The sequence below is a fragment of the Pantoea sp. PGP6 genome, assembly GCF_053474785.1.
The window spans coordinates 2,015,296-2,042,056 of sequence record NZ_JBQBMA010000001.1 but is presented as its reverse complement, the minus strand read 5'-3'; the positions used below and the strand labels follow the sequence as shown (position 1 = coordinate 2,042,056).

Genomic DNA, 26,761 nt, shown 5'->3' with positions numbered 1-26,761 from the left:
TGTGGATCTTACACGTTTAGATGAGCCGTTTCCGCCGCAAGACATTGAGTGGCGCGTTCAGCAGTGTGGCATAGCTGGTAGTGGCAAGGCGTGGGCGATGGTTCTGGCTTACGTAACGAACCGGGCGATCATGAAGCGCCTTGATGATGTTTGCGGCAAAGAGAACTGGAAAAACGAGTTCCAGCCCGGCCCTGATGGGGGCGTGATGTGCGGCATCTCGATTCGCGTGGGAGATGAGTGGATTACGAAGTGGGACGGAGCTGAAAAAACACAGGTTGAAGCCGTTAAAGGCGGGATGTCTGGTTCAATGAAGCGATCTGCCGTTCAGTGGGGAATCGGTCGCTATCTGTATGGGCTGGAAGAGAACTTTGCTGAGGCATCCGCAGAGAAGCGTCAGGGATGGAATCGTGCCTCATTCAAGGACAAGAAGACTCAGCAGTTTAAAGAGCTGTGGTGGCAGCCACCCACCCTACCAGGCTGGGCACTACCGAAGCCGGGAAACTCGCCTCAACAAGTATCGAATCAGCATCAAGAACCTTTACGATCGCCAGATGACATCCTCAGTGAATTCACTGAAATGGCGAGTAGTGAACATGATGAGCAGAGCCTACTTGCTTTATATAAAGCGGCTTGGAACGCGCTGGAAGGTCATAAAGAGCAGCAGGATAAGTGCGTTGAAGTTATGAGAATTCGCAAATCAGAACTAAAGAAGGCGGCATAAATGGCAAGCAAAGGCATTAATCGTGTGATTTTAATCGGCAACCTTGGGAAAGACCCGGAGGTGCGCTATCAGCCATCTGGTGGCGCAGTTGCTAACCTGACCATTGCCACATCGGAATCGTGGCGGGATAAGAATTCTGGTGAAAACAAGGAGGTTACTGAGTGGCATCGCGTAATTTTGTTCGGCAAAGTTGCAGAGGTTGCAGGTGAATATCTGAGAAAAGGCTCGCAAGTCTATATCGAAGGGCAGCTACGAACTCGCAAATGGCAGGACCAGCAGGGAGTTGACCGCTACACAACGGAAATTGTGGTGAGCGTTAACGGCACCATGCAAATGCTGGGCGGTAAGCAGGAAGGTGGTCAGCAACCACAGCAGAGACAACCACAGCAAAATGGAATGCAGCAGGCCAGAAATCAGATGCAGCGACCACAACAGCAGTCTGGGCAATCTACTCCAACGGGGAATAATGAGCCTCCGATGGATTGGGACGATGACACCCCGTTTTAGGGAGCCTCCGATGATTATCGCTGTGACCATGTATCACAAAGATGAAAAGACGGGCAGAACATCACTGATAGTTTCTCATGGAGTGGAGCGAGAAACCGGCAAGCATATAGTTCTTCCATGCGAACACCCAAAAGACCTCGGCGCAGTCTGGAACGCCGAACTACGTGAATGGATCCTCCCAGCTAAATAACCCAATAAGGCACCCACATGGAACTGTCACCGACTTTATCGGCGTATTGCTCACGCCTGAATGATGCCGATCGCAATACATTCATACGCAGGCTTGAGCAGATGTCGCCAATGGAATTACGCAAGGAGTCGGTGGCGCGTGGAGCATTTATGGCAATGGAAGCCAGCCATCGCGGAGAGGATCATCCGCAGCGGTTAACGCCAGCAAGGAAAGCCGAGCAGAAGGAGCTGCGCAGGCTGGAAGCGGTGGTTAAAGAGACGAGCAGATATCCGCAACTACCGCGCATCGTCGTGACGAAGCCGGATGTTATCTGGATGGATTACACAACTGAGCGCCGTGGACGTGGCGGAGCCGTTTACCAAGAATAACTATTTTCGCCGCGGCATTGAGCCTGACAGCGGCATAAGGGGTAAGAGAATGAGTAATTACTACGTATCAGGATGCGTTGCCAATGGTGACGATGTATCAATGTGCGATGACAGTGTCGCGCAGTTCTGGACGCTTTATCGCCGCAATGAAGAAGGATTCAGCGAAGGAATTATCGACTGCATGTTTCGTGAAGATGCTGAGACGGCGATGCGCGCTTATAAGGAGCGTGACGAGCTGGCCGCTGAGAATGTGGCGCTTAAAAGTGCAATCGTAAGCGCGAAGGATGACCTGCAAGAGCACTACGACACTGATGGCGTGGATAGTCAGGACAGTGAGGGGAATTTCATGGATGCCTGCGTACGACTGTGCGACGCGCAATCCACCATAGAGAAAATGGAGAGTATCACTACCCCCGCCACCGGCGCCTACCTCAACTCTGTGCGGGCTGAGGGTGTGGATATGGTGCGCGAGCTTTGGCAGTCAGAGCGCCATTTGGTGAAAGAAGGAGACCTAGCGCAGTTTGATTTCGCCCTTTCTCACCTTCAGCTGATGGCTACGAAACTCCGCGCAGGAGAGCCATCATGAAAAAATACCCACACGGCTTGACGCTGAATGCGGTCTGTGCGGCGATTGATGATTATCAGCGCCACGAAGATAGCGTGCCAGAGGAAGGCATTCTGGCAGCATTCAACACGCTCCTGGGACACTCTGATATTGCCGCAGCATTCCGGGCGCTGGAGCAGCGCGCAGAAGCAGCAGAGGCGCTAAATAACCATCTGGAATTAGCCGTTAGAAAGGCTGAGGGTGTGAGCGAGGCATTGAGACGAAAGGTAGAAGCAGCAGAGGCGAAGCTGGCCGAACTGGCGAAGCAGGAGCCTGTTTACCAGTTTATATGCAACCGGCCGGAAGATGATGGGTACGCTGAGTGGGCGGATTGTAACGCTGACTATTTCAGTAAAGAGCCATCTGACATGCGTCGAATTCTATTCACCCGCCCCGCGGCCGCCACTGACATTGTTCCGGGGGAATGGACTAACGAGCAATGTCTGGAGTTCCTTTCTATTGCTTTCCGGCATGCAGAAATCAGCGGTGACATCGAGATGGATGATATCCGTCTGGCCGTGAAGATGGTTAATGCAGGGGTCAAGAATCATTAATAAGCGATATACTCCCCACAGGAGGACATCGCCATGTCACATAATCTAGCAGCACGCAGCAGAGAAGAACGCGACAGGATTAACGTTGATTTAGCCGCGTCAGGAGTAGCGTACAAGGAGCGTATGAACCAACCTGTTATTCCGCATGAGGTTGAGATGCAGCAGCCAGAGAGCCAGCGTGAATATTTCAGGGAGAGATTGCAGAATTACAGGAACGTTGCGCTGCAGTTCCCGCGCGGCACTGACCCGGTTTATTTCAAAGAGGAGGCGAAATGATAGAACTAATTGTTTTCAGGCCAAATCAGTTCCACTACAAGACTCTGTTGGATATACCTGGAGAGGAAGCTATGCATCATGGATTGATTTTTGAGGGCCGGAATTTCTCTGTTAACTATGTAGAATATCAAGCCCCCATGCGGGGTGGCATAAAGCGTATATGGTATGCGGTTGAGGAAGGTCTCGCTGTAGCCGAAGAACAAGTCATAGCCGCTGAAAGAAATTTAGGTGCAGATTAATATGCGCCCAGCTCAGTAAAGCCGCCCATCGAGGCGGTTTTTTATTGCCTATAGGAAACCGAAATGACACATCCAGACCCTATTGATGAAGCAGCAGAACGCGAGCAGCAGATGATTGAGATTGCCCTGGCTAACCGGCCTAAGCCGAGTATGCAGTTTACCGGAACTTGTCAGAATGGTGATTGCGGCGAGAAAGTCGATAAAGGCTTCTTCTGTTGTAGCGAATGCAGGGAAGACTATGAGCGCATTGAGCGCGCTAAGCAGCATCGCAAGGTGGCATGACGCCGGTAGCGGAAAACGTGCTTAGGGCCGTAGCGCGTAAATGCAGGAGCGAAATCATCACAGCCATAGACGGCAGGCCCAAGAAAGAACACGACCGCATCATAACGACACTTCTCGACAAATACGCCAGAACAATCACATCCCTGCCGCCAGATACCTTTCCAGCCAAGCGCTGGTTGGCTTTCTATGTGCGCCAGGTGGATAAGGAGATACGATATTGAAAACTGCCTATATAACAAAATACGCCCTCACATTTGGAATCTATGTCGCCAAGGGAGAAGTAAGAGATGACATGTTCATCCAGAAGGCACAGCAGCCTAGTGAATTTAATCAGTATTTTCATGGAAATGAGTGGCATCTAAGCAAAGAGGAAGCGCTGGCGCGCGCAGAAGAGATGAGGATTCGCAAGCTGAAGTCGCTGGATGCGCAAATAAAGAAAGTCTCCCTACTCACGTTCGATATCAAGTAACCCCACCCTATTCACTATCGCGCTCTGCGTGAGGAGTTGTTATGTCTGATGAAAGCACGCGAGCAAAATTGCTGCTCGCCGTTGATGAAAAAGAATGCCTCTTTATGGAAGCAACCGGTATACATCAGAACATGTTCCGGACCGTTTACACGCTATTCTTCGGCATGATTCCTGAAGGACATCAGATTAAAAGCCGCTGCCACAATAAAGAGTGCGTCAACCCACGCCACCTTTATCCGTTTGATCACAGCAACCCAAAGCATCGGCTGGAAGAGCATATAGAGCACAAGGAAAACGGATGTATAGAGTGGGTTGGACACAAGAATTCACAAGGGTATGGACGAATTCAAGTGAACCACAAGGATATAAGAACTCACCGATTGGCCTATGAATTGGCTAACGGACCTATCCCAGAAGGAATGGTAGTCCGTCACAAGTGTGATAACCCTTCCTGTATAAACCCTGCCCACCTTGAGATAGGAACTCAGCAAGAGAATATTAGGGACAGAGATGAGAGAGGTCGCACTTTCGTACACGCTGGCGAAACCACCCCCAACTCAAAGCTAACCAATAAGGATGTCCTTTACATCCTGCAATCATCAGATAACAACACGTTCCTGGGAAAGAAATTCGGAGTTAACTCTTCAACGATACTCGCGATCAAAAGACGGAAAACGTGGAGGCACATTGGTAAAGCAGAATAAATCGGTACGTATGACCCTTTTATTAATCATCGCATTTATCCGCGGTAAGCCGCCAAAGGAGTAGATATGGAATCGCCATACATGACATTTGAGGAAACGGCGGCCTTTTTTCGCCGTTCAGTGAAAACTATCCGTAACTGGAACAGCCGTGATCGGCGCACAGGTGAAAAGCGCATGTGCGGATTTCCAGACCCCGCACATCACGGGCTGTTCCTGAAAAGCGACATTGAGAAGTTTGGTAAGCTAGTTTGCCACGATTGAGCGAACTTTCGACTCACCATTCACTATCTTCATTACCAGCGCCCACCAGGCGGTATAGGCCTTTCTCTGCTCATCCAGATAATCGTTATGGTCGTATACCGCCCAGATGCCCGGTAATGCATGCCCCATCATCACTTCACAGATATGCGGTGGAGCAATGGAAGCCCACCGCGTCCTCGCCGTTCTCCTTAAGTCATGGATCGACCAGTGAGGCATCAGCTCTCCTCTGGTTCGAAGGTAATATGACATTACTGTTTTTGGCAGACCAAGCGCAGATGCACTGTTGAGCGCCCTTTCCCTGTCCTTTTTCAGTGCGCTCTGGAAAATAAATTCTTTATGGGTGCTCAGCCCCATAGCTTCCTCGATCATGGCCTTTGCTGCCGGTATTATAGGCCTTCTCAACGACTTACCGCTTTTCCCACCCTTATGGTGCTCAGGGGGGACTGTCCATACACCCGACTCAAAATCAAAATGCTCTCTTTTACTCTGTATCATCTCGCCGGAACGACACCCGAAAAGTAAAATAAGCTGCATCAAAAGTGCGTTTTTCCTTCGCATCCCGGTATTTTCAAAGGTTTCATAGAGCACTCTGATTTCATCGTCGGACAGTACGCGCTTGGTCACGTTAATTTTCATGCCGAAGTCATGTGGCTTGATTCCTTCAACCGGTACCGTTTCAACCATCTTCCGACGCAATGCCCAGGAATGCGCCTGCTTTGCGCTTGTGAGCAATCTCCGAGCGATGCCGGGCTTTTTGTTTTGTACGCCCTCAATGATTTCTATCCAGGTGTGCGTGTTGACTGAATCATGCGGAAGGTGGCCTATCCTGGGAAAGATGTGTAACTCAAACGACCGGATAATGTCAGCAGCATTCTTTATATTGCCGCTTGCGTAGACCCGTCCCCACTCCCTGATAACACTCTCGACGGTAATAGCACTCAGGTTCTTTTCATACCTTGAGGCAAGATAAAGCTGCGGGTCGATGCCCTCATCAAGCGAGCGGCGGATTTTAAGGATCTCATCACGCGCCTCTCTTAGCCCCAGCGAGGGGTAACTGCCAATGTCCACACGCCGCTGCTTGCCGGCGAACATGTAGCGCATCTGGAAAACCACCTTGCCCTTTTTTGACACCCGGACAGAAAGGCCATCCCTGTCCGCCTTCTCAAACACCTTTTCATGCTCCCGCCCAAGAACGGAACGAAGGTAGCTGTCAGTGAGCGCCATACAATCCTCATTAGTACATAAAAAAGAGAGGATCGCAGACTAACCGATTTTCTGTACTAACACATGTACATAAATCACAGGGTCGTTTCGGGATGTTTGGTGATTGCATGTGAGCATGCAGGACTTAGATTAGTTGTTTGGTATTGGCATGCGGGGAATTTATGGGATGGATTGGGATATGTCAGGATGGCAAGTTATCTAACCAATTATTCCACAGGTAAATTAATTGTTTGATGTCGATGTTAATGACCCGTCAGCAGGTTGAAGTTGAATCAACGATGTTTTTTATGATTGCGGGCTTAAGCCCGTTTATGACGGTTAATTTTAGCGCCATCCGGCGTTTTATTGTTAACCGCAATGTGCATTCAGCATGGCATTTCTCATCAGCACTGGCGAGGAATCCGCCGGTTACACCGCGCCTTTCCGGGCCGCTGCCGGCCTGAATATCGCCTTCAGCGCCAGAGCCATTAATCCGAACCCGACCGGCAGTAAGAAACCATAGCCCAGCCACTTATACAGCCATATGCCTGCCACGCCGCCCGCGAGGAATGAGAGCAGCGTCAGGCCATGCAGCCGCAGACGATCCAGATACAGCGGCGCCTCTTTCGGTGAGACTTTGCGCCGTAACACCTCATACAGCATCGCCAGTTCGATACCGATATCGGTCGCCGTTCCGGAAACGTGCGTGGTGCGCACCCGGGCATTTGAGATCCGCGTTACCACTGCATTTTGCAAACCCATCAAAAAACTCAGGCCCATGATCAGCACTACGCCCGGCGAGAGTGGCGTGAAAAAGCATTCGGCCACGCCGAGAAAAACCAGCGCTAAGCCTTCGGCCAGAATGACAAACGCGTAGATAGTGCGAATATTGCGGCGGCGGCCTGAATTAATTACCAGCGTTGAGACCAGCGAACCGGTAATAAACAGGCAAACGACCGACAGAAAAAACAGCCCCGCGCTGAGGTTGGCTTTTGCCAGATGATCGGACAGTGATGAGACGTTGCCGGTCATGTTGGCGGAGAAAAAGCCGACAATCTCAAACGCGGCGGTATTCAGCGCGCCTGCGGCCGCGGCCAGGGTGCAGGCCAGTCGGCTATCGGCGCTGTGGCTGCGTGCATCCTCGGTGGTAATCAGCATGGAACCTACAAATCCGGGTCAATATTGCGGTTATAATCCGCTGATTTTTCATCGCAAACAAGTTACCGATTCAGACAAAACAGATTTGCCCTGCGCCGCGTCAGCTAACCGCCAGAATCTGTCGTTCGCTTGCCGCCGTCCGATTACCGCCGCCATACAACCGCTGCTAAAGTACCACCGCGATAGTATCGCCGCGCCAGTGCCGTCCTGCATCCAGCACGGCTCTGCCGGTTAGCTGGCTGACAGACGGAAGGTGGAAACCGACTGTGTCAGATAGCGCACCTGCTCTTCAAGCGAAGCCGAGGCAGCGGCAGACTCCTGCACCAGCGCGGCGTTCTGCTGCGTCACGCTGTCCATCTCAGTCACCGCCTGTTCGATCTGTCCGATGCCGCGACTCTGTTCGTCTGATGCGGTGGAGATGTGCTCCATCAGCTGATTAACCCGGCTGACCGAGGAGATGATGGCGCTCATGGCATCACCGGTGCGGCTGACCTGATCGGAACCGGCATGAATAATCGCCACCGATTCAGCGATCAGCGTTTCTATTTCTTTCGCCGCCACGGCGCTGCGCTGGGCCAGATTACGCACCTCGCCGGCCACCACCGCAAAACCGCGCCCCTGTTCACCGGCTCTGGCCGCTTCAACCGCCGCATTCAGCGCCAGAATGTTGGTCTGGAAAGCGATGCTGTCGATCACGGTAGTGATCTCTTCAATCTTCTTCGAGCTGGCATTAATCAGCTCCATCGATACCACCACTTCCTGCGACACTTTCTCACCGCTTTCGGCATTTTTGACCGCTTCACTGGTCAAGCGGCAGGCTTCAAACACGTTTTCGGTGTTCTGTTTTACCGTGGCACCCAGCTGCTCCATGCTGGCGGCAGTCTCAGTCAGCGCCGCTGCCTGTTGTTCGGTGCGCGAGGCCAGATCGATATTACCGGCGGCGATCTCCTGTGACGCGCCAGAGACCGAGCGGGTAGAGTCACGGACCTGCAGGATAATCGCGGTCAGGGCGCTACGCATCTGCTCCAGTGAGGCCATCAGCTGCTGGATCTCGCTGCGGGAGCCGGCTTTCACCGGCACCGTGCTATCAAGAACACCGGCCGCTATCAGCTTACAATGCGCCTGCGCATCGTTGAGCGGCGACAGCACATAGCGCTTCATGAACAGATAAATCGCCATGATGATGGCAAAGTACAGGACGCCAAAAATCGCCAGCAGGGTGATCCCGGAGGTGAAATGGCTTTGCGCATCGGTATTGAGCTTCTTCGCATAGGCTTCGTGCTGGGCAAGTACCCGATCAAGGATGATTTCATACTGGCGGTCCAGCCGCACCACGTTGGCGATCTGGTTTTTAAACCGCAGCTGATCGTGCGCTTCGGCGGCGTCAATCAATGGCTGAAGTCCCTGCTGGCGGTAAGCCAGATACGCCTGGCGATAAGCATCGGCCTCTGCGTCTTCACCCGGCAGGCGCGGCGCATTCATGTAGGCTTCAAAGGCAGCATCGGCTTTGCCGGCAACGATCCGTACGCTCTCTAAGGTGGCCGGATTATTCGCCTCGCTGCCCTCAATCGCTTTCATATATTCCATCAGACGCACGCGCAGCGTCCGGCTGTGGTTAATCGGATCGATGACCGACAGCACCACGCGGATCTCTTTATTGACCGCATTTAACGACTGATTGCTCTGAATCAGTAGCCAGGTACTAATGGCTACGCTGGTGAGAAACAGCGCCAGCAGAAAAGAAAAGATCATCAGGGAGGATTTTTTGAGTGACATAGCAACTTCCGGATAATGAACGAATGAAGAGTTATATCGGCCAGAAATTGCCCCCCATTAGGGCGCGGCTTTTTTTAGTTACAATAAGCCAGACGGTAATCGGATAATTACAAACATAAACAGCGCGTTACAGCCCGATCAGATCGGGCTATAAGCGGTTGATCGGCGTGGGTTCGCTACGCCACGCCGAGCGCCATCTTCACCTGATTGGCGATTTTCTCCACCTGCGGGCCATAAATCACCTGCACGTCGTTGTCGCTGACGCGGTTTACGCCGTTGGCACCGGTGCTCATCAGGGTTTGATCGACCACCTCTTTCATATCTTTTACCCGCACCCGCAGCCGGGTAAAGCAGCAATCGACATCCTCGATATTGGCCTGTCCGCCCAGCCCGCTGATGATCACCTGGGTGCGTTCGTCACCCGACACCTGCTGCGGTTTCTCATCATCCGTTTCCCGTCCCGGCGTTTCAACGTTCATCCGGGTGATCACCAGGCGGAAGGCGTAATAGTAGACAGGCGCATAAATCACTCCCAGCGCCAGCGTCCACCACCAGTGGGTTTTCGCACCGCCCAGCACACCGAATACCACCAGATCGATGATGCCGCCCTGCACGTTGCCGATCATCAGATGCAGCATCGACATCAGCATAAACGACAGCCCGGTAAGAAACGCGTGCAGCAGATAAAGCACCGGCGAAACGAAGATAAAACAGAACTCCAGCGGTTCGGTTATCCCGGTAGTAAACGAGGTTAACGCCCCGGCCAGCACCAGCGCCTTCACCCGCTGCTTATGCTCAGGCCGCGCAGTGTGATAGATCGCCAGCGCGGCCGCCGGCAGACCAAACATCATCACCGGAATTTTGCCCTGCGCCAGAAACTGGGTGGCGGTGCGCAGCGTATCGTCCGGGATCAGCCCCGGATGGGTCAGTGAACTGTTGAAGATATTCAGCGCGCCAACGATGGTCTGTCCGTCAACAATCGCCATACCGCCAATCGGCGTAAAGCGCACGGTTTCATTGAGGATATGGTGCAGGCCGGTGGGGATCAGGATGCGTTCAAACGCCCCGAGCAGAAAAGCGCCGTACTGGCCGCTTTTGCCGATCAACTGGCCAATCCACGCAATGCCGTTGCCGATGGTCGGCCAGATCATTGCCAGCAGCACTCCAATCAGCGGCAGACAGACCACGGTGACGATTGGCACAAAGCGTCGCCCGCCGAAGAAACTGATCGCGGTCGGCAGCTGCTGGGTATAGAAGCGATTATGCAGCGCTACCGTCGCCAGCCCGGCAATCACCCCGCCCAGCACGCTCATGTTGTAGGTGAAGACACCCAGCATCTCGATATATTCCGCTGAGGTCATCATGGCAGTGGTCTGGTCCAGGCCGGCCTGCTGTAACGCCTGCGGCGTGGTGGTGGCCGCCGTGATGCCTTTGGCCGCCAGCGTGGCGTTAATGCCGACGTTCATGGCGATATAGCCGATAACGGCGGCAAAGGCGGCGGTCGGCTTTTCCGCTTTAGCCAGTCCGATGGCGCTGGCAACCGCAAAGAACACCGGCAGGTTCGCGAACAACGCCCCCGCCACCTTACGAATAAAGCCGATAATTAACTGTGGCACCTGCATCTGTGCAAAGGCATCGCCGGTGACTGCCGGGTTTTGCATTGCTGCCGCCAGCCCGAGAAAGATCCCCGCCGCGGCGATCACCGAGATTGGCATCATTAACGCTTTGCCGAACGCATGAATCTGGCTGGTCAGCTGTTTCATCGAGTCGCGCCCTCTTCTGTTATGAACAGCAAGTATTAGCGCGTTGTGATAAGAACTCCCGTTATCGGCAGGTTACAAGCGGGTAAAATTTGACCAGCATCACAATTCTGGCCGATGCATGATAAACAGCAGCTATCGCACCATTAAGTCAATCAATTAGACAAGGTTTGATGATAATTGCACACTCCCCTTCACCATCAGGCCATAACCTGATAACAAACTATCTACAATACTTCCTACTATAAAAAAGCCTGCACTCAATATGAAATTTAAACGCCAAATCAAACCCTATCGCGCGGCTGCGGGCGGCTGGGGTTCACTGGAAGCCACCACGCGTTTCGTTCTTGACAGCAAAGCGGCCCTGAAAAATATGCGCAACCTGATGCGCATGAATAAAGCTCGCGGTTTTGACTGTCCGGGCTGCGCCTGGGGTGATGACAATAAAAGCACCTTCAGCTTCTGCGAAAACGGCGCCAAAGCGGTGACCTGGGAAGCGACCCGCCGGGTGGTCGACAGTGAATTCTTTGCCCGTCACAGCGTCACCACGCTCTATACCCAGAGCGACTATTTTCTTGAATATCAGGGTCGTCTGACCCATCCGCTGCGCTACAACGCCGAAACCGACCACTATGAGCCGATTAGCTGGGATGATGCGTTTGCGCTGATCGCCCGTCACATTAAGGCGATGGACAACCCGGACCAGATGGAGCTCTACACTTCCGGTCGCGCCAGTAATGAAGCGTCGTGGCTCTATCAGTTGTTTGGCCGCCTGATGGGCACCAACAACTTCCCTGACTGCTCTAATATGTGCCATGAAGCGAGCGGGACCGGCCTGAAGCGCAGTATCGGCGTGGGCAAAGGCACCATTCGTCTGGATGATTTTGACCATGCGGATGCCATTTTCGTCTTCGGTCAGAACCCCGGCACTAACCATCCGCGCATGCTGCACAGCCTGCGTCATGCCGCCGATCACGGCGCGAAAATTGTCACCTTTAATACCCTGCGTGAGCGCGGTCTGGAACGTTTTGCCGACCCGCAAAAACCGCTGGAAGTGGTGACCTCAATGGCAGGTACCATCAGCTCTTCTTACTACCAGCCTAACCTCGGTGGCGATATGGCCGCGGTGCGCGGCATGGTGAAATGCCTGCTGGAGACCCATCGCGCCCGGCTGGCCGCCGGTGAAAGCGGCCTGTTCGATCAGACCTTTATCAATGCCAAAACCAACGGCATCGAAGCCTATATTGAGGCGGTTGATCACACCGACTGGATGCAGATTGTGGCGCAGTCGGGACTGACCCAGGCACAAATCCGCGAAGCGGCGGCGATTTATCAGAGTGCCGACCGGGTGATTTGCACCTGGGCGATGGGCATTACCCAGCATAAGCATTCGGTTGATACGGTGCGTGAAATCACTAACCTGCAGCTGCTGTTCGGCCAGCTGGGCAAAAAAGGCGCAGGCCTGTGTCCGGTTCGTGGTCACAGTAACGTGCAGGGCAACCGCACCATGGGGATTGATGAGAAGCCGTCTCAGGCGTTTCTTGATGCGCTGGGTAACCACTTCAACTTTGAACCGCCACGCGCGCACGGCCACAACACCGTTGAAGCGCTGAATGCGATGCTGCGTGATGAAGTAAAAGTGCTGATCGCGCTGGGAGGCAACCTGGCCGCCGCTGCGCCGGACTCGCCGCGTACTGAAGAAGCGCTGTCACGCTGTGGACTGACGGTTCACATCAGCACCAAACTGAACCGCAGCCATCTGGTGCCGGGTCACGAAGGGCTGATCCTGCCGACGCTGGGCCGTACCGAGCGCGACCGTCAGGCCACCGGCAACCAGTTCATCACGGTGGAAGATTCATTCAGTATGGTGCACGCCTCTGAAGGGATTGGTATTCCGCTGGCAGAGACTCAGCGTTCTGAAACTGCGATTGTGGCCGGTATCGCCCATGCGGTGCTGGGTGATGAGAAAGTGAAATGGCTGGAGCTGGCAGGCGATTACAACCTGATCCGCGAACACATCGCGGCCACCATTCCAGGCTTTGCTGACTTTAACGCTAAATGCGATATCCCGGGCGGCTTCTACCTCGGTAATGCGGCAGCGGAACTGCGCTTCAATACCGCCAGTGGCAAAGCCGAGTTCAGCGCCGCGGCTCTGCCGGCCTCGCTGTTCCCGAATCTGGATCAGGAAGTGCCATTCACCCTGCAGACCCTGCGTTCACACGATCAGTACAACACCACCATTTACGGCCTTGATGATCGTTATCGTGGCGTGTTTGGTCAGCGTGAAGTGGTGTTTATCAACCCGGACGACATGGCGGATTTAGGCTTCACGGAAGGCCAGAATGTCGATATTGAAACCCTGTGGAATGATGGCATCACCCGCCGCGTCAGCGGATTCAAACTGGTGCCGTACAATATTCCGCGCGGTAATCTGGCGGCTTACTATCCGGAAACTAACCCGCTGGTGCCGCTGAACAGCTTTGGCGATGGCAGCGGTACGCCGACCTCGAAATCGGTGCCGGTTAAACTTGAACTGTCGTCGGCGCTGGCCGACCAACGCATCGCCTGATCGCGGTCAGGTCTCCACCCCTAAAAAGCCGGCCTGTCCGGCTTTTTGCCTTGCCGCGCGGCGTCGATTCGCGTAAAACTGTCAGCCGCAATCAGGCCACGAAACGTAAAAATTATGTTCCAGGATAACCCGCTGCTCGCGCAGCTGAAAGAGAAGCTCCACTCGCAAACGCCTCGCGCTGAAGGCGTTGTTAAAGGCACCGAAAAAGGCTTCGGCTTCCTGGAAGTCGATGCACAAAAAAGCTACTTCATCCCGCCGCCGCAGATGAAAAAAGTGATGCACGGTGACCGTATCGTCGCCGTGATCAACAGCGATAAAGATCGTGAAAGCGCTGAGCCAGAAACGCTGGTTGAGCCGTTCCTGAGCCGCTTTGTTGGCCGGGTACAGAAAAAAGACGATCGCCTCTCCATCGTGCCAGATCATCCACTGCTGAAGGACGCCATTCAGTGCCGTCCGGTGCGTGGACTGACGCATGAGTTTGAAAATGGCGACTGGGCAGTGGCGGAGATGCGCCGCCACCCGCTGAAAGGCGATCGCGGTTTTTATGCCGAACTGACCGATTTCATTGTCAAAGCTGACGATCACCTCGCGCCATGGTGGGTGACGCTGTCGCGTCATAACCTTGAGCGTGAAGCGCCTGATGTCAGCTTTGGCGAAATGCTGGATGAAAACCTGACGCGTGAAGATCTGACCGCGCTGGATTTCGTCACCATCGACAGCGCCAGCACCGAAGATATGGATGATGCGCTCTACGTTGAAGCGCTGGAAGATGGCGCGCTGCGCCTGACCGTGGCTATCGCCGATCCCACCGCCTACGTGGCGGAAGGCAGCCAGCTGGATAAACTGGCGGCGCAGCGTGCCTTCACCAACTATCTGCCGGGCTTTAATATTCCGATGCTGCCGCGTCAGCTTTCTGATGACGTCTGCTCGCTGCGTCCGCATGCGCGCCGTCCGGCGCTGGCCTGCCGCGTCACTGTCGCTGCGGATGGCAGCCTGACTGATGATCCGCAGTTCTTTGCTGCCTGGATCGAGTCCAAAGCTAAACTGGCCTACGACGACGTTTCTGACTGGCTGGAAAACAGCGGTGAATGGCAGCCGGAAAGCGAGGCGATTGCTGAGCAAATCCGCCTGCTGCACCGTCTCTGTCTGGCACGCAGTGAATGGCGTCAGACCCATGCACTGGTATTCAAAGATCGTCCTGACTACCGCTTCCTGCTGGGTGAGAAAGGCGAAGTGCTGGAGATCGTGGCTGAACCTCGCCGTATCGCCAACCGTATCGTTGAAGAGTCGATGATTCTGGCTAACGTCTGCGCGGCTAAAGTGCTGCGTGACACGCTCGGGTTTGGTATCTACAACGTGCATGCCGGTTTCGATAGCACTAACGCCGAACAGGCAGCCGCCGTGCTGGCGAACCACGGTATCAGCGTGGATGCGCAGGCGATTACCACGCTTGAAGGTTTCCGCGTGCTGCGCCGCGAGCTGGATGCCCAGCCGACGCAGTTCCTCGACAGCCGCATCCGTCGTTTCCAGACCTTTGCTGAGATCAGCACTGAACCGGGCCCGCATTTTGGCCTCGGCCTTGAAGCCTACGCCACCTGGACCTCACCGATCCGTAAGTTTGGCGATATGATCAACCATCGTCTGCTGAAGGCGATCATTCGCGGCGAGCAGATCGCCCGTCCGGATGAGGCGCTGACCGTCACCATGAGTGAACGTCGTCGCCTTAACCGCATGGCCGAGCGCGATGTCGGTGACTGGCTCTATGCCCGCTATCTGGCACCGTTCGCGGCTACCGACCGTCGTTTCAGCGCCGAGATCATCGACGTGTCGCGCGGCGGTATGCGGGTACGCCTGCTGGAGTTCGGTGCGGTCGCGTTTATCCCGGCCCCGTTCATCCACGCGGTACGTGATGAACTGGTCTGCAGCCAGGAAAATGGCACCGTGCAGATCAAAGGCGAAGTGGTTTACCGCGTCACTGACGTTATCGACGTGACCATCGCGGAAGTCCGGATGGAAACCCGTAGCGTGGTAGCTCGCCCCGCCGTTTAAGTCTGAAATCTGACGGGATAACGCTGGTTATCCCGTCACTTCCCACCGCCTCTGCTTTGCAAAAATGTTAAATTTGTACCCCGCTTCACACTTCTTCCTCGATTAACTTTCACTTACATTCCATTACATTAAGTTTGACTCGTTGTTTTCGATCGCATCTCTCTCGATCCTCACAAGGAGTTAGTCATGAAAAACGTCAAAACCGGCGCGATCTGGTTAGTGGTGGCGTTAATCGGCGCGGGCGCTTTCGCTATGCTGGCACTCAGCCGCGGCGAACACGTCAACGCAGTCTGGCTGGTGATTGCGGCGGTTGCCTGCTACAGCATCGCCTATCGCTTTTACAGCCTGTTTATTGCCCGCAATATTTTTGAACTGGATGACCGCCGTCTGACGCCCGCCGAGCGGCTGAATGACGGTCTCGATTATGTGCCGACCAACAAGTGGGTGCTGTTTGGTCACCACTTCGCGGCCATTGCCGGTGCCGGTCCGCTGGTCGGGCCGATCCTGGCGGCACAAATGGGGTTCCTGCCCGGCACCATCTGGATTCTGGTCGGGGTGATGCTGGCGGGTGCGGTACAGGACTTCCTGATCCTGTTTATTTCTACCCGCCGCGATGGCCGCTCGCTGGGTGAAATGGCCCGTCAGGAACTGGGCGCCTTTGCCGGTGTGGTCACCATGCTTGGCGCGCTCGGCGTGATGATCATCATTCTTTCGGCGCTGGCGCTGGTGGTGGTCAAGGCGTTAGCCAACAGCCCCTGGGGCCTGTTTACCATCGCCGCCACCATTCCTATGGCGCTGTTTATGGGCGTTTATATGCGCTTTATCCGCCCCGGAAAAATCGCTGAAGTGTCGCTGATCGGTTTTGTGCTGATGATGGCGGCGATCATCTATGGCGGTGACGTGGCGCAGCATCCTTACTGGGGACCGTTTTTCACCCTGAAAGGCACTTCGCTCACCTGGGTACTGGTGATTTACGGCTTCATTGCCTCGGTCCTGCCGGTCTGGCTGCTGCTGGCCCCGCGTGATTACCTGTCTACCTTCCTTAAAATTGGCGTCATTGTCGGACTGGCGATTGGCATCGTGTTTGCCATGCCAGAGATGAAAATGCCGGCGGTGACCAAATTTATCGACGGCAGCGGCCCGGTCTTCTCCGGCGCAATGTTCCCGTTCCTGTTTATCACGATTGCCTGTGGTGCCATCTCCGGCTTCCATGCGCTGGTGTCGAGCGGCACCACGCCGAAACTGGTGGAGCGTGAAAGCCATATCCGCTTCATTGGTTACGGAGCGATGCTGATGGAGTCATTAGTGGCGATCATGGCGCTGATTTGCGCCTCGGTGCTGGACCCCGGCGTCTATTTCGCCATGAACTCACCGGCTGCGCTGATTGGCACCACCGTTGAGAGCGCCTCGCAGGTGATCAACGGCTGGGGCTTTGTGGTGACGCCAGAGATGCTGAGCGGCATTGCCCGCGACGTGGGGGAAGGCTCTATCCTCTCACGTGCCGGTGGTGCACCAACCTTTGCCGTCGGGATGGCACACATCATTTCCGACATTTTCAACAGCCGGGCGATGATGGCGTTCTGGTACCACTTCGCCATCCTGTTTGAAGCGCTGTTTATCCTGACTGCCGTCGATGCCGGTACCCGCGCCTGCCGTTTTATGGTGCAGGATCTGGTCGGCACCGTGGTGCCTTCACTGGCGAATAACCGCTCCTGGCTCGGTAACATGGCCGGTACCACGGTCGCGGTGGCGGGCTGGGGCTTCTTTGTCTATCAGGGCGTGGTCGATCCGCTGGGCGGCATTAACACCCTGTGGCCGCTGTTTGGTATCGGAAACCAGATGCTGGCCTCAATGGCGCTGATCCTCGGTACCGTGGTGTTGTTCAAAATGAAAAAACAACGCTACGCCTGGGTCACCATCCTGCCAACCATCTGGCTGTTCATTACCTCAATGACCGCCGGCTGGCAGAAAATCTTCCATGAAAAACCGTCAATCGGCTTTCTGGCGCAGGCCAGTAAGTTCCGAAAAGGGCTGGATGAAGGCGTATTGATTGCCCCGGCGAAAACCGTGGCCGATATGCAGACCATCGTCTTCAGCAATCAGATCAATGCGGCGCTGTGCGGCTTCTTTATGCTGGTGGCGGTGACGATGCTGATTGCCGCCTTCTTTGTTATCCGCAAGGCATTGCGCAGTAACCTGCCGACCACGCATGAATCGACGGTTGCGCTGCGTAATAAGGAGGTGCGTCATGTCTGATGCGATTCATCCGGTGCGTCGTCCGCAGGGCGAGTGGCAGATCCATCGCTGCCAGTTTGTTACGGCCCGCGAGGCGGCGCCCTTTCGCTGGCGGAGCCTGTGGCGAGGGCTGCAACAGTGCTTTCGCTTAATGGTCGGGGTGCAGGATTATCAAACATACCTGCAGCATATGCGACTGCATCACCCTGAACAGACGCCGATGAATGAGCGTGATTTCCACCGCTACTGTCTGGATGCCCGCTTCCCCAGCCAGGCCGGTAAGCTCGGAAAATGTCCCTGCTGATGAACGTAATAAGCCCCACGGAAGTGGGGCTTTTTTGTGCCATTCATATCTTGATAGCAAAATATATTTGGTTTGTACCTTGTGCTAACGTCGGATGATGAATACTGTTGCTAAAATAATGAGATAACGCCTGCAGAGCACTCCCCGGAGGAAGTTTCCATGACCGATGAACAAGGGCAAACGTTGTTGTACACCTTGTTTGGTACAACCAGCCCTCATTGGCGTCTGACCGCGGACAGCGATGCGCTGAATTTTGCCGAAGATGAGTCGTCACTAACCAATATAGCCCTGCCGCTAACCCCCGGCCAGGCTGCGATGATACGGGCCATGCCGGTCATCACCTCAAGTATTAATCTGACGCTGCCGTTGCAGGGTGTTGCGGTACCGTTGCATCTGGTCGGCCGCAAAGTTAACCAATCTTCGTGGGCCGGAACCGCCTCTGCCTGGGGCGATACCGCCGCGGTTGCCCGTGATTTGACATTAGGGCTTTCATTCGCCGAACAGGTGGTTTCGGAAGCCAATTCAGTGATCGTCATTCTCGACCAGCGTGGCAACATCCAGCGTTTTAACCGCCTGAGTGAAGAATATACCGGTCTGAACGAACATGAGGTGATTGGCCAGAATGTCTTTCAGCTATTTATGACCAAACAGGAAGCTGCGGCCTCGCGACGTAACATTGCCGGCTTCTTCCGGGATGGTAACTCCTATGAGGTCGAGCGCTGGGTGAAAACCAGAAAAGGCCAGCGACTGTTCTTGTTTCGTAATAAGTTCGTTCACAGCGGCAGTGGCAAAAATGAAATTTTCCTCATCTGTTCAGGCACGGACATAACCGAGGAGCGTCGCGCCCAGGAACGCCTGCGGGTGCTGGCCAACACCGATACGGTGACCGGATTACCCAATCGTAACGCGATTCATCAGCAAATGAGCCAGGCGCTGGAGCAAGCTGGCGGCGATGAGACCGGCGTGGTCTATCTCGATCTCGATAATTTCAAGAAAGTGAATGACGCCTACGGTCATATGTTTGGCGATCAGCTGTTGCAGGCTGTGTCGCTGGCGATCCTGAGCTGCCTCGGCAAAGATCAGACGCTGGGTCGCCTGGGCGGTGATGAATTTGTGGTGCTGGCAGAACACACCAGCCAGGCGGCGCTGGAGGCGATGTCTTCCCGCATCCTCGAGCGACTGCGTCAGCCGTTCCGCATTGGGCTGATTGAAGTCTACAGCGGCTGCTCGATCGGTATCGCCCTCGCCCCGATGCATGGCGAGGATCGCGAGAGCCTGATCCGCAACGCCGACACCGCGATGTACCATGCTAAAGAGAACGGCCGCGGCAAATTTTGTGTGTTTGCGGCTGAGATGAATCAGCGGGTGTTTGAGTATCTGTGGCTCGATACTAACCTGCGTAAAGCGCTGGAGCTGGATCACCTCATTGTCCACTACCAGCCGAAAATCGACAGTGACGGCAACGTGCGCAGCGCCGAAGCGCTGGTGCGCTGGATTTCACCGGAGCGCGGGATGGTCTCGCCGGGCGATTTTATTCCCTACGCCGAAGAGTCTGGGCTGATTGTGCCGCTGGGTCGCTGGGTGATGCTTAACGTGCTGAAGCAGATTATCGCCTGGCGTCAGGACGGCGTGTATCTGCGGGTGGCAGTCAACGTCTCTGCCCGCCAGCTGATCGATCAAAGTATCTACAGCGATTTGAAACAGGCGCTGACCGAGGCCGGTCTGACCGATTGCCCGATCGATATTGAACTGACCGAAAGTTGCCTGATCGAAAATGAGACCGAAGCGCTGAAGCTGATGAAGCAGTTTCAGGATTTGGGGGCTCAGGTGCATCTCGATGACTTTGGTACCGGCTACTCTTCGCTGTCACAACTGGCGCGGGTGCCGATTAACGCCATTAAGCTCGATCAAAGTTTTATCCGTAATATCAATAAGCAGCCGGTTTCACAATCGCTGGTGCGTGCCATCGTCGCCGTCGCCAAGGCGCTTGACCTGCAGGTGATTGCCGAGGGTATTGAAACCCAGGATGAAGAGAAATTTATCCTTAAAAGTGGTGTTGACGGGCGTCAGGGCTATCTCTACGCAAAACCAATGCCCGCGGAGCAATTTGGGCATTGGCTGGCTAAGCATCCTGCCCGCGTTTAACGCTGTTAATTACTAGCCCGCTTTACGCAGTGATGCGCTGTGGCGGTTTTGTAACTGTACCAGACGTTCCATATAAGCAATGTCTTTGGGTTCAATGGTAAAGGCGTAATCAACCCAATCTTCGGTAATGTCCATCAGCTCAGCGCGTGACAATTGCAGCACGCGCTGACGCGCTTTCAGCATTGCCCGCACGCCGTTGAGTTTCGGACGTAAGGTATCGATAAAGGTTCGGGTGGCGCGATAGCTGTCACCAGGCTGAAATACTTTATCCACCAGACCGCGTGTTTCGTACCATTCCGCGCTGTGCGACTCCCCTTCACAGATCAGCTCTTCGGCCAGCTTCATGCCGGCACGACGTGCCACCAGCGAATAACCGCCCATTCCCGGGAACAGGTTAAAGGCAATTTCCGGGAAGCCCATCCGCGCGTTGTTCTGCGCCAGAATAAAGTGGTGCGCCAGCGCAGCTTCAAAGCCACCGCCCAGCGCACTGCCCTCAATCATCGCCAGCGTGACCGCGCCGGTGTCAAAGCCGCGTGCTGCTGAATGGATACAGTCAACACAGGCTCGGGCATAAGCCCGCAGTGCTTCGCGCCGGTTATTACGGATGCACTCAACAAAGAAGCGCAGATCGCCTCCGGCGTTAAACATCTGTGGAACCAGCGAGCCCGTCACCCAGAAATCGATTGGCAGGCCGGAACGCTGCGCGGCATAGCTCAGGTTCATGATCTCCTCAATCAGTTCGTGGTTGAAGCTGGGACGCGGCTGAGCGCGCAGCATCATCCACATGGTGCGTCGTCCTTCCTCGTAATAGGCGACTAACTGGGTGGTGTTACCGACTTCGGTAAATAATCTGCACGTTGCTTGGTTAATAACTGTCATTGTCTCATCCTCTGTTTATATTTGATGCGCTTAATACGCCACATCAGCGTAATGCAGAGTGAGTCCAGACCAAATGAGAGATTGATTTACAACACAAAATCCAGAGTGATCCCCGACAGAGCTGTCGGGGATTGATTAGGCGGGTTACTTAATGGCAGCGCGTTGATCGATGGCGACATGCATACGCTTAACGCGTTTTGAATAGAGTGCGGTAATGATTGGCACCAGTACCGAAGTGACGATCACCGAGGTCGCCACCAGTGCCGTTGCCGCCGGCGCAACCGCTTTAAACTGCGGCAGCATTTCAGCAATCAGCACCGGTGTCGCTACTGCTGCCCCGGCGGTACTGGACGCGGCCACGCCCGCCGTGCCGTCACCGCCGCCGATCAGTCGATCGGCGAGAATCAGCGGGATGCCGGTAATGATGATCACCGCCACGCCCAGCATAATGCCCAGCAGGCCGGTTTCGGCGATCACCGCCAGATTGATGGTATTACCCAGCGCAAACGCGAAGAACGGGATCAGGGTATGCACCGCTTTACCGAAGAATTCACGCAGTTCAGGATCAAGGTTCCCTAATGCAAATCCCACCACAAACGGCAGCACTGCTCCGACAAACACATGCGGCTCGAATGAAGCAATTCCTGCCGTCCCGAGAATCACCATGGTCATCAGCGGACCGGATTCAAGCGACATCAGCACAAAGGCGCCTGATTCCTCTTTCGAACCGTATTGCTGCATGATCGACGCGTAAAGTCCGCCGTTGGTCATATCCATTGCCGCCACCAGCGCCAGGGTGGATAAACCGGCAAACATACCGACTTCAACCCCGTTTTCCGGCATTACCCGTGACGCAATGGCCGCGACTACCCACGCCACAGCAATTTTGGTCAGCACCAGCGTGCCGGACTTGCGTAACACCGTGCCGGTGGCGCTCAGCTTGATCGAGGCCCCCATACAGAAAAACCACACCGCCAGAATCGGTACGGTACCGGTCATTAAGCCGTTGGTGAAAGAGCCAAAGTATTTCCCGGCACCGGGAGAGAAGGTATGACAGAGCGCGCCGATAAACAGCGGAATTAACATCATGCCGCCAGGGATTTTGTCTATTGCACGTTTGATATGCATATTAATGTCACCTTTGCTATGCCAGTGGGAGCTGCGAAAAGTGCCCGAAGGCGATGCAAGCAAAATAGTGACTGGGCGTAACGAAAACAGTGATCGCCACGATAAAATGAAACAGCGTTTTATTTTTATTGATCGATTGTTTTGATAAGTATGATCACGATCGCCATACCAGTTGTGGCGGGAACAAAAAAACGGGACGCTGCTGGCGTCCCGACGATTATTTCTGACCGTACCAGGCGTTGTCGCCATGCTTACGTAAGTAGTGCAGGTCCAGCAGGGTTTGCTGGATCGGTGGCAGATTTGCCGTCAGCTGCTGGCTGAACAGCCCCATGTAGGCCACCTCTTCCAGCACCACCGCACTGTGTACCGCCGCATGTGCATCTTTACCCCAGGCAAAAGGTCCGTGCGAATTGACCAGCACCGCCGGTATCGCTGAAGGTGACAGGCCCCGCTGGGCGAAGGTTTCAATAATCACTTCACCGGTATTCCACTCATACTGCTGCTGGATCTCTTCATCGCGCATCGCGCGGGTACAGGGGATCTCGCCGTAGAAGTCATCGGCATGGGTGGTACCCCAGGCGGGAATCGCTCGACCTGCCTGCGCCCAGATGGTCGCATGCCGCGAATGGGTATGGACAATACCGCCGACCTCCGGCCACGCCAGATAGAGAGCACGGTGAGTGGCGGTATCAGATGAGGGACGTTTATCGCCTTCCACCACCTTGCCGCTGGCCAGTTCAACCACCACCATATCGTCGCGTGTCATCTCTTCATAACGCACGCCGGACGGTTTGATCACCAGTAAGCCCTGTTCGCGGTCTACCGCGCTGACATTTCCCCAGGTGAAGGTCACCAGGTTGTATTTAGGTAGATCCAGATTCGCGTCCAGAACCTGTTGTTTTAGCTGTTCCAGCATGCCTTTTCTCCTGCGGACAATTGTCCTTAAATTCTGCGGATTACGGCGCGAAAAGGTTATGGAGCAAATGGCTATAAACGCAGAGGGAAATGGCTGTGAATGCAAAAATGTGTCGTGATTTCAGAATTGTCTATCTTCGTAATTGGCGCAGAATGCATAGAATTCTCTCAGGCAACGCGTGGTCCTGATGGGCTGGCGTTGTCACTCACCCGCTACAGACAGTGTGTCGATGGTGAAGCCTGTTTCGATGCCGACAGGGAAGCGGCAATAATGGGCGCACAAGCGGGTTGAGGAAATATCGGAGCTATACTTAAGGTGTTGCCTCTGTGAGCACATTAAAGGAGAAGTTATGACAATTACAATGAAACGAATCACCGCTGCTGTACTGGCTACCACATTAGTTGTCGCGTTAAGCGGCTGTTCTAACTGGTCTAAACGTGACCGTAACACCGCGATTGGCGCGGGTGCGGGTGCGATTGGTGGTTCAGTACTGACCAACGGAAGCGCGCTCGGCACGGTCGGCGGCGCTGCTGTAGGTGGTATTATCGGTCATCAGGTCCATTAATGACCGTATTAAAATAATAATCGGCTACGCTAAGCATCTACCTGTCAATCGGGCTACTTCTGTAGCCCGATTTTTTTATTCAGCCGCCCGCCAGTTTAACTTTCATTCCTTTGGCTTCCAGCAGCGTTTTCAGCAGGTCGCGTTTGTCGCCCTGAATCTCAATAACGCCCTCTTTCAGCGAGCCGCCACAGCCGCACTTCTTTTTCAGCTCAGCCGCCAGTTGCGTTAATCCGGCATCATCCATATCGATACCGCTGATCAGGCAGACGCCTTTGCCTTTACGGCCACTGGTCTGGCGCTGAATGCGGACAATCCCATCACCTTTTGGCCGTTCAGCCTTTTGCTCCGGCTGCGTGATGCGGCCGCTGTCGGTTGAATAAACCAGTGGATTATCATTTGCCATTACTTCTCCTCCAGGCTTTGCAGAATGGCCTGCAGTGCCGCTGCCGGATCGGCAGATTGGGTAATCGGACGGCCGATCACCATATAATCCACGCCGGCCTGTTTAGCCTGCAGGGGCGTCATAATACGACGCTGATCGCCGGCATCGCTGCCTGCCGGACGAATACCCGGCGTGACCAGGGCAAAATCCTGACCGATCACCTGTTTGAAGCGGACCGCCTCCTGCGCTGAACAGACCACACCATCAAGGCCGCATTCGCGCGTCAGTTTCGCCAGTCGCTCAGCCTGTTCGGCTGGCGAGAGCGTGATGCCCAGCCCTCTCAAATCCTCTTCATCCATGCTGGTCAATACCGTGACGGCAATCAGCAGCGGTGCCTCTTTACCATAGGGTAGCAGCGCTTCACGTGCGGCGTTCATCATGCGTGCCCCACCGCTGGCGTGGACATTGACCATCCATACGCCCAAATCGGCAGCGGCGGCCACAGCATGCGCGGTGGTGTTGGGAATGTCGTGGAATTTAAGATCGAGAAACACCTCAAATCCGCGCTGCTGCAACGTGGTGACCAGCGAGGGGCCAAACAGCGTGAACATCTCTTTGCCCACTTTCAGCCGGCAGCTGCGCGGATCGATCTGATCGACAAAGCGCAGCGCGCTGTTGATGTCGTGATAATCAAGCGCCACCAGAATCGGCGAAGCGGTCACGGTGTGGGGTGAAGGCATGTCATTTCCTCTGCAGTTGGCACCCGCGGGCGCGATAGACAAACGGCAAGCATTCTACCTGCGGCCTCGGGTCATCACAATCGCCATTCTCCGCCTGCCTGACGTTGCGTGCACCGTTGCCGCATTGGGGTTCAGTAAATATCCTTTAGTATGTTGTAACTATTAAACAGGTTGGCAGCGCACTGTAAGGCGCGGTAATTACTGGCCGTCAAGGCCCCGAATCGGCTTAACCGATGACCAGGTGCGGCACGATGGGCAATGCCAGTAGAGTGCATGGGCAGTAAAGCCACACTTCTGGCAGCGATAGCGCGGTTTAGTACGAATCTGTTCGCCGACCATGTCGCGCAGCACCATCAGACTCTCTTTGGCGCGGCCATCTTCCGCTTCGTGCAGGTGGAAATCCATCAGGCGATGGAATACCCGCATGGTCGGGTGGCGCTGGAGTTGGCGGTTAATGTAGTTCTGCGCCGCTTCCGGCCCCTGCTGCTGTTCAAGAATATCTGACAGATAGAGTTCGGCTGCGGCACCGGTATTCTCTTCGACGCAGCGTTGCAGGAACTCTGCCCAGGCTTCAGGTTGATTGAGCCGCTGGAAGCAGGTTTCGAGCATCGACAGCGTCTCACTCACCAGCTCTTTGTCCTGATCCAGTACCCGCTGCAGGTGACCGACGGCTTTGGCGTAGTCGCCTTTCTCCATCAGAATACGGCCCATCATAATCGAGACGCGCGCGCTCTGACGATCGGCCGCCTCCCCTTTCTTCAGCAGGCTCATGGCGCGATCCAGGTCGTCGCTGCTCATCGCCTGAAGCGCCAGTTCGCAATAAAAATGAGCGATTTCGCCTTTCTGCTTATCTTTGCCCAGCTTGACCAGCCGCTCTGCCACTTCAATCGCCTGCTGCCAGTCGCTGGTCGCCTGATGGATCAGCAACAGCTGCTGCAGCGCGCCGATGCGGAAATCGGTTTCATCCGTCAGCTGCTTAAACATATCCTCTGCGCGGTCATAAAGCCCGGCCGCCATGTAGTCGCGTCCCAGCTGCTGGATCGCCAACAGACGCTGTTCATAACTGAGGGAGGCACTTTCCATTAACGCCTGATGGATGCGGATGGCGCGATCGACTTCACCACGCGAGCGAAACAGGTTGCCCAGCGTCAGGTGCGCCTCGACGGTGCCGCTGTCCTCTTTCAGCATATCGAGAAACAGGTCGACCGCTTTATCCTGCTGATTGGAGAGCAGGAAGTTTACGCCAGCGACATATTCGCGTGACAGACGGTTAGCTTCCTGTTGCTTGTCCTGTTGCGCACTGCGGCGGCCCATATACCAGCCATACGCAGCCGCAACCGGCAGTAACAGAAACAGCAGCTCAAGCATCGATGTTTATTCCCGGCCAGCCGGTGAAGATGGCGTTGTCGCTACCACGGTGCTCTGCTCAAGCTGCGTCTGCATACGCTTAATTTTTCGATTGGCATTGGCCAGCGAAACGCGGGTGCGTAACCAGAACAGACCGCAGATCACCCAGCCGAGCACGAAACCTGCACCAAACAGGGTTGCCAGTAAGGTCGAAATGCTGAACTCACCCTGCGCCAGCAGGTAGTTGAAGGTAATAACCTGGTCGTTATGCGCGCCTAGCGTGACGGAGATGATGAAAATGACCAATACCACTAAAAAAATCAGCAAATATTTCACAGTGCATCCTGTTGTGAGGTTGTCAGGTAGAATTATGCCAAAACTCCAGCAAAAATGCTGCTCCCAGCAGCATCGGACGGCCCGCTTTTACGCC

General features: G+C 54.8%; 28 protein-coding genes. 17 read left to right on the top strand and 11 right to left on the bottom strand.

Annotated features, from left to right (window positions below; translation table 11 throughout):
- Position 1: 1 nt before the first annotated feature.
- The 11 genes from ACLIBF_RS09655 (at position 2) to ACLIBF_RS09605 (ending at position 5,175) form a co-directional block, all read left to right on the top strand.
- Positions 2-721: a Rad52/Rad22 family DNA repair protein gene (locus tag ACLIBF_RS09655; protein WP_448309591.1), complete on the top strand. Its 720-nt coding sequence runs from the start codon at positions 2-4 to the stop codon at positions 719-721.
- Positions 722-1,228 carry a single-stranded DNA-binding protein gene (locus ACLIBF_RS09650; RefSeq protein ID WP_448309590.1) on the top strand — a complete coding sequence of 169 codons (507 nt, stop codon included), beginning with the start codon at positions 722-724 and terminating at the stop codon, positions 1,226-1,228.
- A 207-nt stretch (positions 1,229-1,435) separates the two neighbouring features.
- On the top strand, positions 1,436-1,786 hold the full coding sequence (locus tag ACLIBF_RS09645) for a hypothetical protein (RefSeq protein WP_448309588.1): 351 nt from the start codon (positions 1,436-1,438) through the stop codon (positions 1,784-1,786).
- A gap of 49 nt (positions 1,787-1,835) precedes the next feature.
- On the top strand, positions 1,836-2,372 hold the full coding sequence (locus ACLIBF_RS09640; protein WP_448309586.1) for a hypothetical protein: 537 nt from the start codon (positions 1,836-1,838) through the stop codon (positions 2,370-2,372).
- The gene (locus ACLIBF_RS09635) at positions 2,369-2,944 is read left to right on the top strand and encodes a hypothetical protein (protein ID WP_448309585.1); all 576 of its coding nucleotides are present in this window, start codon (positions 2,369-2,371) and stop codon (positions 2,942-2,944) included. Before ACLIBF_RS09640 ends, ACLIBF_RS09635 begins: the two co-directional genes overlap by 4 nt.
- A 33-nt stretch (positions 2,945-2,977) precedes the next feature.
- Complete coding sequence (locus tag ACLIBF_RS09630; RefSeq protein WP_448309584.1) at positions 2,978-3,220, top strand: DNA polymerase III subunit theta; 243 nt, start codon at positions 2,978-2,980, stop codon at positions 3,218-3,220.
- Entirely contained in the window at positions 3,217-3,459 is a 243-nt protein-coding gene (locus ACLIBF_RS09625; RefSeq protein ID WP_448309582.1) for a hypothetical protein, read from the top strand. Before ACLIBF_RS09630 ends, ACLIBF_RS09625 begins: the two co-directional genes overlap by 4 nt.
- Before the next feature lie 63 nt (positions 3,460-3,522).
- Positions 3,523-3,741 (top strand): hypothetical protein, encoded by a 219-nt coding sequence (locus ACLIBF_RS09620; RefSeq protein ID WP_448309580.1) that lies wholly within the window; start codon positions 3,523-3,525, stop codon positions 3,739-3,741.
- Positions 3,742-3,958: 217 nt separating this feature from the next.
- A complete protein-coding gene (locus ACLIBF_RS09615; protein ID WP_448309578.1) occupies positions 3,959-4,210 on the top strand; it encodes a hypothetical protein in 252 nt (83 codons plus the stop codon).
- Between the two features lie 41 nt (positions 4,211-4,251).
- A complete protein-coding gene (locus ACLIBF_RS09610; protein WP_448309577.1) occupies positions 4,252-4,914 on the top strand; it encodes an HNH endonuclease signature motif containing protein in 663 nt (220 codons plus the stop codon).
- Between the two features lie 66 nt (positions 4,915-4,980).
- Positions 4,981-5,175 (top strand): helix-turn-helix domain-containing protein, encoded by a 195-nt coding sequence (locus tag ACLIBF_RS09605; RefSeq protein ID WP_031374535.1) that lies wholly within the window; start codon positions 4,981-4,983, stop codon positions 5,173-5,175.
- Here ACLIBF_RS09605 and ACLIBF_RS09600 read toward each other — a convergent pair.
- The 4 genes from ACLIBF_RS09600 to ACLIBF_RS09585 form a co-directional block, all read right to left on the bottom strand.
- Positions 5,158-6,399, bottom strand: a complete 1,242-nt coding sequence (locus ACLIBF_RS09600) for a tyrosine-type recombinase/integrase (protein WP_448309576.1) — start codon at positions 6,397-6,399, stop codon at positions 5,158-5,160. The two genes, ACLIBF_RS09605 and ACLIBF_RS09600, sit on opposite strands and share 18 nt — an antisense overlap.
- Before the next feature lie 408 nt (positions 6,400-6,807).
- Entirely contained in the window at positions 6,808-7,536 is a 729-nt protein-coding gene (locus tag ACLIBF_RS09595) for a YoaK family protein (protein ID WP_279809705.1), read from the bottom strand.
- 231 nt (positions 7,537-7,767) lie between these two features.
- Entirely contained in the window at positions 7,768-9,312 is a 1,545-nt protein-coding gene (locus ACLIBF_RS09590; protein ID WP_448309575.1) for a methyl-accepting chemotaxis protein, read from the bottom strand.
- A gap of 176 nt (positions 9,313-9,488) precedes the next feature.
- Complete coding sequence (locus tag ACLIBF_RS09585; RefSeq protein ID WP_279809707.1) at positions 9,489-11,075, bottom strand: PTS transporter subunit EIIC; 1,587 nt, start codon at positions 11,073-11,075, stop codon at positions 9,489-9,491.
- Between the two features lie 262 nt (positions 11,076-11,337).
- Between ACLIBF_RS09585 and ACLIBF_RS09580 the strand changes: the two genes are divergently transcribed.
- The 5 genes from ACLIBF_RS09580 to pdeR all read left to right on the top strand — a co-directional run bounded on the left by ACLIBF_RS09580 (position 11,338) and on the right by pdeR (position 20,374).
- Positions 11,338-13,641: an FdhF/YdeP family oxidoreductase gene (locus ACLIBF_RS09580; protein WP_089561453.1), complete on the top strand. Its 2,304-nt coding sequence runs from the start codon at positions 11,338-11,340 to the stop codon at positions 13,639-13,641.
- Between the two features lie 114 nt (positions 13,642-13,755).
- Complete coding sequence (locus ACLIBF_RS09575) at positions 13,756-15,690, top strand: exoribonuclease II (protein ID WP_089561452.1); 1,935 nt, start codon at positions 13,756-13,758, stop codon at positions 15,688-15,690.
- Between the two features lie 186 nt (positions 15,691-15,876).
- A complete protein-coding gene (locus tag ACLIBF_RS09570; RefSeq protein WP_448309574.1) occupies positions 15,877-17,946 on the top strand; it encodes a carbon starvation CstA family protein in 2,070 nt (689 codons plus the stop codon).
- Positions 17,939-18,229, top strand: a complete 291-nt coding sequence (locus ACLIBF_RS09565; protein WP_069728525.1) for a YbdD/YjiX family protein — start codon at positions 17,939-17,941, stop codon at positions 18,227-18,229. Before ACLIBF_RS09570 ends, ACLIBF_RS09565 begins: the two co-directional genes overlap by 8 nt.
- 159 nt (positions 18,230-18,388) lie before the next feature.
- On the top strand, positions 18,389-20,374 hold the full coding sequence (gene pdeR / locus ACLIBF_RS09560) for a cyclic di-GMP phosphodiesterase (RefSeq protein ID WP_031374542.1): 1,986 nt from the start codon (positions 18,389-18,391) through the stop codon (positions 20,372-20,374).
- A 12-nt stretch (positions 20,375-20,386) separates the two neighbouring features.
- Here the strand turns inward: pdeR and ACLIBF_RS09555 are convergent, their stop codons facing one another.
- From ACLIBF_RS09555 to araD, 3 genes are all read right to left on the bottom strand, one after another.
- Positions 20,387-21,253: a crotonase/enoyl-CoA hydratase family protein gene (locus tag ACLIBF_RS09555; protein ID WP_031374543.1), complete on the bottom strand. Its 867-nt coding sequence runs from the start codon at positions 21,251-21,253 to the stop codon at positions 20,387-20,389.
- Positions 21,254-21,397: 144 nt separating this feature from the next.
- On the bottom strand, positions 21,398-22,381 hold the full coding sequence (gene kdgT / locus ACLIBF_RS09550; RefSeq protein ID WP_031374544.1) for a 2-keto-3-deoxygluconate transporter: 984 nt from the start codon (positions 22,379-22,381) through the stop codon (positions 21,398-21,400).
- A 217-nt stretch (positions 22,382-22,598) separates the two neighbouring features.
- A complete protein-coding gene (gene araD, locus ACLIBF_RS09545; protein WP_031374545.1) occupies positions 22,599-23,297 on the bottom strand; it encodes an L-ribulose-5-phosphate 4-epimerase in 699 nt (232 codons plus the stop codon).
- Between the two features lie 349 nt (positions 23,298-23,646).
- Between araD and osmB the strand changes: the two genes are divergently transcribed.
- On the top strand, positions 23,647-23,862 hold the full coding sequence (gene osmB / locus ACLIBF_RS09540) for an osmotically-inducible lipoprotein OsmB (protein WP_031374546.1): 216 nt from the start codon (positions 23,647-23,649) through the stop codon (positions 23,860-23,862).
- 79 nt (positions 23,863-23,941) lie between these two features.
- Here the strand turns inward: osmB and yciH are convergent, their stop codons facing one another.
- The 4 genes from yciH to ACLIBF_RS09520 all read right to left on the bottom strand — a co-directional run bounded on the left by yciH (position 23,942) and on the right by ACLIBF_RS09520 (position 26,667).
- The gene (gene yciH, locus ACLIBF_RS09535; protein WP_031374547.1) at positions 23,942-24,265 is read right to left on the bottom strand and encodes a stress response translation initiation inhibitor YciH; all 324 of its coding nucleotides are present in this window, start codon (positions 24,263-24,265) and stop codon (positions 23,942-23,944) included.
- Positions 24,265-24,984: an orotidine-5'-phosphate decarboxylase gene (gene pyrF, locus ACLIBF_RS09530; protein ID WP_031374548.1), complete on the bottom strand. Its 720-nt coding sequence runs from the start codon at positions 24,982-24,984 to the stop codon at positions 24,265-24,267. The genes yciH and pyrF overlap by 1 nt, the downstream gene beginning before the upstream one ends.
- A gap of 198 nt (positions 24,985-25,182) precedes the next feature.
- Entirely contained in the window at positions 25,183-26,352 is a 1,170-nt protein-coding gene (lapB, locus tag ACLIBF_RS09525) for a lipopolysaccharide assembly protein LapB (protein WP_031374549.1), read from the bottom strand.
- 6 nt (positions 26,353-26,358) lie between these two features.
- Positions 26,359-26,667 carry a LapA family protein gene (locus ACLIBF_RS09520; protein ID WP_031374550.1) on the bottom strand — a complete coding sequence of 103 codons (309 nt, stop codon included), beginning with the start codon at positions 26,665-26,667 and terminating at the stop codon, positions 26,359-26,361.
- Positions 26,668-26,761 lie beyond the last annotated feature (94 nt).

Coding starts and splice junctions, on each gene's coding strand:
- ACLIBF_RS09650 (WP_448309590.1), top strand. CDS start 722: ATGGCAAGCAAAGGCATTAATCGTGTGATTTTAATCGGCAACCTTGGG.
- ACLIBF_RS09645 (WP_448309588.1), top strand. CDS start 1,436: ATGGAACTGTCACCGACTTTATCGGCGTATTGCTCACGCCTGAATGAT.
- ACLIBF_RS09640 (WP_448309586.1), top strand. CDS start 1,836: ATGAGTAATTACTACGTATCAGGATGCGTTGCCAATGGTGACGATGTA.
- ACLIBF_RS09635 (WP_448309585.1), top strand. CDS start 2,369: ATGAAAAAATACCCACACGGCTTGACGCTGAATGCGGTCTGTGCGGCG.
- ACLIBF_RS09630 (WP_448309584.1), top strand. CDS start 2,978: ATGTCACATAATCTAGCAGCACGCAGCAGAGAAGAACGCGACAGGATT.
- ACLIBF_RS09625 (WP_448309582.1), top strand. CDS start 3,217: ATGATAGAACTAATTGTTTTCAGGCCAAATCAGTTCCACTACAAGACT.
- ACLIBF_RS09620 (WP_448309580.1), top strand. CDS start 3,523: ATGACACATCCAGACCCTATTGATGAAGCAGCAGAACGCGAGCAGCAG.
- ACLIBF_RS09610 (WP_448309577.1), top strand. CDS start 4,252: ATGTCTGATGAAAGCACGCGAGCAAAATTGCTGCTCGCCGTTGATGAA.
- ACLIBF_RS09605 (WP_031374535.1), top strand. CDS start 4,981: ATGGAATCGCCATACATGACATTTGAGGAAACGGCGGCCTTTTTTCGC.
- ACLIBF_RS09600 (WP_448309576.1), bottom strand. CDS start 6,399: ATGGCGCTCACTGACAGCTACCTTCGTTCCGTTCTTGGGCGGGAGCAT.
- ACLIBF_RS09595 (WP_279809705.1), bottom strand. CDS start 7,536: ATGCTGATTACCACCGAGGATGCACGCAGCCACAGCGCCGATAGCCGA.
- ACLIBF_RS09590 (WP_448309575.1), bottom strand. CDS start 9,312: ATGTCACTCAAAAAATCCTCCCTGATGATCTTTTCTTTTCTGCTGGCG.
- ACLIBF_RS09585 (WP_279809707.1), bottom strand. CDS start 11,075: ATGAAACAGCTGACCAGCCAGATTCATGCGTTCGGCAAAGCGTTAATG.
- ACLIBF_RS09580 (WP_089561453.1), top strand. CDS start 11,338: ATGAAATTTAAACGCCAAATCAAACCCTATCGCGCGGCTGCGGGCGGC.
- ACLIBF_RS09575 (WP_089561452.1), top strand. CDS start 13,756: ATGTTCCAGGATAACCCGCTGCTCGCGCAGCTGAAAGAGAAGCTCCAC.
- ACLIBF_RS09570 (WP_448309574.1), top strand. CDS start 15,877: ATGAAAAACGTCAAAACCGGCGCGATCTGGTTAGTGGTGGCGTTAATC.
- ACLIBF_RS09565 (WP_069728525.1), top strand. CDS start 17,939: ATGTCTGATGCGATTCATCCGGTGCGTCGTCCGCAGGGCGAGTGGCAG.
- pdeR (WP_031374542.1), top strand. CDS start 18,389: ATGACCGATGAACAAGGGCAAACGTTGTTGTACACCTTGTTTGGTACA.
- ACLIBF_RS09555 (WP_031374543.1), bottom strand. CDS start 21,253: ATGACAGTTATTAACCAAGCAACGTGCAGATTATTTACCGAAGTCGGT.
- kdgT (WP_031374544.1), bottom strand. CDS start 22,381: ATGCATATCAAACGTGCAATAGACAAAATCCCTGGCGGCATGATGTTA.
- araD (WP_031374545.1), bottom strand. CDS start 23,297: ATGCTGGAACAGCTAAAACAACAGGTTCTGGACGCGAATCTGGATCTA.
- osmB (WP_031374546.1), top strand. CDS start 23,647: ATGACAATTACAATGAAACGAATCACCGCTGCTGTACTGGCTACCACA.
- yciH (WP_031374547.1), bottom strand. CDS start 24,265: ATGGCAAATGATAATCCACTGGTTTATTCAACCGACAGCGGCCGCATC.
- pyrF (WP_031374548.1), bottom strand. CDS start 24,984: ATGCCTTCACCCCACACCGTGACCGCTTCGCCGATTCTGGTGGCGCTT.
- lapB (WP_031374549.1), bottom strand. CDS start 26,352: ATGCTTGAGCTGCTGTTTCTGTTACTGCCGGTTGCGGCTGCGTATGGC.